Annotated in this window: 5 protein-coding genes; 1 reads left to right on the plus strand and 4 read right to left on the minus strand. The window is 43.6% G+C overall.

The window, feature by feature from the left end; all coding sequences use genetic code 11:
* Positions 1–534: 534 nt before the first annotated feature.
* From EI161_RS13305 to hflX, 3 genes are all read right to left on the minus strand, one after another.
* The gene (locus EI161_RS13305; RefSeq protein ID WP_192522538.1) at positions 535–1,224 is read right to left on the minus strand and encodes an LrgB family protein; all 690 of its coding nucleotides are present in this window, start codon (positions 1,222–1,224) and stop codon (positions 535–537) included.
* A gap of 22 nt (positions 1,225–1,246) precedes the next feature.
* The gene (locus tag EI161_RS13310; RefSeq protein ID WP_192522537.1) at positions 1,247–1,684 is read right to left on the minus strand and encodes a CidA/LrgA family protein; all 438 of its coding nucleotides are present in this window, start codon (positions 1,682–1,684) and stop codon (positions 1,247–1,249) included.
* A gap of 248 nt (positions 1,685–1,932) precedes the next feature.
* Positions 1,933–3,369 (minus strand): ribosome rescue GTPase HflX, encoded by a 1,437-nt coding sequence (gene hflX / locus EI161_RS13315; RefSeq protein ID WP_192522536.1) that lies wholly within the window; start codon positions 3,367–3,369, stop codon positions 1,933–1,935.
* 355 nt (positions 3,370–3,724) lie between these two features.
* Here hflX and EI161_RS13320 point away from each other — a divergent pair, with 355 nt between their 5' ends.
* Positions 3,725–4,525, plus strand: coding sequence for a lysophospholipid acyltransferase family protein (locus EI161_RS13320; RefSeq protein WP_192529772.1), 801 nt, complete (start codon positions 3,725–3,727; stop codon positions 4,523–4,525).
* A gap of 152 nt (positions 4,526–4,677) precedes the next feature.
* On the opposite strand, the gene EI161_RS13325 is transcribed toward EI161_RS13320, so the two are convergent.
* Positions 4,678–4,956 (minus strand): IS30 family transposase (locus EI161_RS13325; protein ID WP_192529689.1); only part of this gene is annotated, 279 nt, incomplete at its 5' end.

Raw genomic sequence — 4,956 nt, forward strand, 5'->3', positions numbered from 1 at the left:
ATGATAAGCTTAAAGCCAGCTATGAGGCTGCCGTAATTCTCGCTTGTGTCTTTATCTGGCTGCCGCTGATTTGAATTCTATACAGCCCCTATAACATATAATAACTTTTCAACGCATGTGATTATCCGAACGAAATACAAAAGTCGCGATTAATTTGTAAAAAAATCAATACCCTAACGTTTTTAAGGGCATTGAATCATGCTTTAGTCCACTGTTTTTTAAGCTTATTTATCACTGCTAATATTTTAATGGTAATGAGCTATTATAGTCAGGTCCATATAAAAGAGACACTTATAGTCAGTTCTAAATAAAATCGACACGTCAATAATCCCGTGCTACTGGTGCTAATTTTTCTTGCTTGCTGTTCGCAGGCGTGACAGAGGCGGCGAAAAATTTACTCCAGTAGCACTCGTATCAGTTTTAAAGTGAATCAGCTATAGTATAGTATAGTGTGGTGTATTCATTTTATTCAGTATCGACTATGTTTACTAATAAAGCTTTGTTTTAGTTAAATAGAAGTTTTATTAAACACGATTAAATGGAAAGCGCCGTGATAAAGATAGGCACCCAAACGGCGGTTACTAGACCATTCACCGCCAAGCCAAATGCCGCATAACGACCAGCGGTATGACTGATTTGCCAGGCTTCTACCGTACCAAATGCATGAGCGGCCAAGCCAAGCGCCAACCCTTTGGCGCGATCATCATCGATACCGCGAAACATAAAGCGCGCCAACGTACCACCAATAATTCCTGAGACAATAATAATTAGGTTTGCCATAGCCAGAGGTGCTTTAATTAAATCTGCGATACTCAACCCAATCGGTGTGGTCACCGAACGAGTAGCAAAAGCAAGTATGGTGTCGTGGCTGAGTGAAAATACATACGCCAATGACATCGGTAGCAACGCCCCAACCAAACTGGCCAGCATGACAATCATCGTCAGTTTTTTGACCGGCAAGCCTTTAAAGTTCATGGCTGCCAATGGCACAGCCAACAGTACAGTAACGTAGCCTAACAGGTGGTCAAATACCGGTTTGGCCGCACTATAATAATGATTGTAATCCCATTGCAAAATAAACAAAAACAATAGCACCAAAGCCAGTGCAGTAATCACCATAGGCAACCATGAGAGCTTGCGCGCCAGTATGCGAGCTATCACGTGTGCTACTAAGGTTAATAATATCGCAGCAAGGGTGGTCATAAACATACTATCAAAACTCATCATATTCCTTTAACCACGCAGCTCAAAGCTGGCCCTTGTGCTCGTTGATAGTGCTGTCTCTGTCAGTGTCTATTTCACGATTTAACCAGCGATTAGATAAAATCGCCAGACCCCAAAGTGGGATAAGTGTACTGATAATCATGGTCAGCATCGCCCCCCACAGCTCATCACCTAGCGCAAATAGTAGCAAACCTGCGCCTGCAGAGACTGGTAAAAAGGCAAAGCCGCTATCGACCAATAAGGTATTACTGGCTTGAGTGAGCCAGTTGGGTAGCCCTTTAAGCAGTCGCCACGTGATCAAAATAATAAACATCACGATTAACCCAACGATATTGGCGGCTTTTTCGATACCTGCCCACTGACAGACAATAACGGCGGCTTCACGAACAAAAACAATCATGGCTAAGGTTAAGATTAACGCCAACCATAGAGGTATATTGGGGGAATGAGTAGACTTCATAAGTAATTTTGGCCACGTCATGTATAAATAGGAGGGTGAGAGCATATATCCTCACGAATGCCATATAAAAGTGATTATATATAGAATCAGCAAACTAATAAAGTGTATAGAATAATTGGGCTTGCTGCCATTTTTAGCCTATTTAGATACAATTGCTTGAATTGAGGACACGCCCTAGCATACAAAAAAGGACGGTATCGCTTGATATCGTCCTTTAGCTATTAAATAAAGTACGTTAAATACATGATTTAGGTTTCTGAATCGAGCGATTTTTCTGCTGTCGAATTCAATGCTTCAAATTCCGCAAAGGCTTTTTCTTCGGCTTCGGTCATTGTCTGCTGTTCATCCTCATCAGGCTTTTCGAACTCTTCAAGTACTGGCATTAGCAACGTTGCTTGCGCCAGTGGCAAGACATCTGAAGGCTCAAGATTGGCTTGGCCAAGTAGCTGTTTGAGCCTTTCGCTTGGCAAACGAATGGTTAAGCATTCATGGCCGCTATCGTCGTAGCTTTCTTCTAAGATAACGCCTAACTCGTATAGCGTGTTTTTAAATTGACCAGCATTGTAAGGTAGGGTCAAATCAAACGTCGTCAGTGCGCCAGTTAATAGCTGCTGTACGGCAAGTGATAGCTCCTCCATCCCTAGATTTTCGCGAGAGGAGACATACACTCGATTGGGTTGGCCTTCGCTAGCGTAGCCAATATGAGCAGGCTCATCGGTCAAATCAATTTTGTTATAAATATTGAGCACTGGCACATCGTTGTCGATTTCAGCCAGCACGTCTTTGACCGCTTGAATTTGCTCATGCATATCTTCGCTACTAGAATCGATAACGTGCAACAATAAATCCGCCTCTAGTGTCTCTTCTAACGTCGCATGAAACGATTCTACCAACTCATGCGGTAGATGACGTACAAAACCTACGGTATCAACCAAAACAACGCGACCAACACCTTGCCAGTCTAGGCGACGTAAGGTCGGATCAAGCGTGGCAAACAGTTTGTCCGCAGCGTAGATGTTTTCATCGACCAAACGATTGAAAAGAGTGGATTTACCCGCGTTGGTATAACCGACGAGCGAAATAGTTGGTACGTCTGACTTTTGACGACGTGCGCGACCTTGGGCACGCGTTTGGCGTACCTTTTCTAGTTTGTTCTTTAGCTGATTGACGCGCGTCTGTAATAAGCGACGATCCGTTTCAAGCTGAGTTTCACCCGGCCCACGCAGACCGATACCGCCTTTTTGGCGTTCTAAATGCGTCCAACCACGTACCAAGCGAGTCGATAGATGGTTAAGCTGTGCCAGCTCCACTTGTAGCTTACCTTCGTAGGTACGAGCACGCTGCGCAAAAATATCTAAAATTAAGCCGGTACGATCAAGGACGCGACATTTTACCAGAGCTTCGATATTACGCTCTTGGGAGGGCGATAAGCTGTGGTTAAAAAGGACGATATCAGCGTCGTGTTCGCGTACCAATTCTGCGATCTCTTCTGCCTTTCCGCTACCGACGAAGTATTTGGCGTCGGGACGTGAGCGCGCGCCTGTGACCAGTGCTAAGCGGTCTGCGCCTGCTGAGTCTGCCAATAGTTCAAACTCGCTAAGATCGTCAGGGTCTTGAATTTGGTGGATGTCTAAATGTACTATAATGGCGCGTTCGCCACCTTCATGTCTTTCAAAATAATCCAAAGAGTATCACCTATTTAATAAAGTAGATATATCGCTATTATCAATTGAGTAAACGCCTTAGTAAACGTCGAAATAGCATTTATACGACCATATATATGTGGTCTTATCGCTTGATATTAAAGCGTATCCGCTCAATTAGCGATGCTTTTATGTTACAGAGATAATTATTAAAAGCAAACATCGCAGTAGCACTGCCTATTTTTTGTCGTTGTTCGACCATATAGATACATTAAGACTATAACTCAGTGAACAAATCGTCACTGAGTTAATAAATTTTGTTATACTCATGGCCTTTGTTTACGATATATAATCATAAGTTTTTTAACCAATAAGTTTTTAACCACGAGGGGCACAGATGAGCCAATCTAAGTCAGGCTTTTCACTCAAACAGCAATTGGGACGCGGCAAACAGATTGCTGGCATGACCACCACCATCGCTGGCGGACTGCGTGCCGCCCAACGTATTGGAGCATTTAAGCAACCGCCGCGCGAAACACTACCACGCTATATCCAAGCCTTTTGCCGCAAGATGGCAGGCTCTTTTGGCGTAAAGGTTATCGCAGTCGAGCGGGTAGAGCAACATCATGGTTTATGGGTATCTAATCATGTGTCATGGATGGATATTCCGGTAGTGGGTACGCTGAGCCCTGCTTTTTTCTTATCCAAAGCTGAAATTGGTGAATGGCCGGTATTTGGTAAATTGGCTCATGCAGCAGGCACCGTATTTATCGAGCGAGGTTCCGGTGATGCAGGTTCGGTCGCGACGCAAATCGCCAACTTCTTAACCAAAGGTTTCTCGGTCATATTCTTCCCTGAGGCGACCACTACCGATGGTAAAAGAATCAAGCGTATTCATGGTACCTTGTTACAAGCGGCGATAGATGCTGACGTTCCTGTACGGCCGCTGGTGATTGCTTATGTCAATAAAGATGGCACACTAAGTGAAGAACTGCCTTATTATGGTAAACTAACGATGAAAGATAGCTTAAAAAAGGTGCTTGATAGTAAAGACGTCACCGCTTATGTCTTGCCACTGGCATCGATAGACCCCAAAGGCTTAAATAAAAGTCAGTTGACTGATTTATTGCAGACACGTATGCAAGAAGGTTTGGCTGAGCTACATGCGCGAGTATTAACGAAATTAATTAAAGCGTAATATAGTCAGTGAGAAGTAATATCGCTACATCATGCACTGCAGGTACCGTTTTTTCTTGCTTGCTGTGCCTACGCAGACAGAGGCTGCAAAAAAACTATACCCGCAGTATCGTAGCGTTTTTAAAGTCTTAGATTAACACACCAAGTGCAACGCTAATTAATATTATAGAACGCCTGCATAGGCGTTTTAAACCCTAAGCGTTTTCTTGGTCTGTTGTTTAGTTTATTCTCAATGTCCTGTATCTCATTATCAGAGACTTGTCTAAAGTCACAACCCTTAGGCAAGAACTCTCTGATTAAGCCGTTGGTATTCTCGTTGGTTCCTCGCTGCCATGACGCATAAGCATCGGCAAAGAAGAAGGAAGTAAAGAGCTTTCGTTTCACCTTCTTATGCTGAGCAAACTCTTTACCATTGTCAGAGGTAATGGTCTT

This window comes from Psychrobacter sp. FME5, from assembly GCF_014861375.1.
GTDB lineage: Bacteria > Pseudomonadota > Gammaproteobacteria > Pseudomonadales > Moraxellaceae > Psychrobacter.

Coding starts and splice junctions, on each gene's coding strand:
- EI161_RS13305 (WP_192522538.1), bottom strand. CDS start 1,224: ATGAGTTTTGATAGTATGTTTATGACCACCCTTGCTGCGATATTATTA.
- EI161_RS13310 (WP_192522537.1), bottom strand. CDS start 1,684: ATGAAGTCTACTCATTCCCCCAATATACCTCTATGGTTGGCGTTAATC.
- EI161_RS13320 (WP_192529772.1), top strand. CDS start 3,725: ATGAGCCAATCTAAGTCAGGCTTTTCACTCAAACAGCAATTGGGACGC.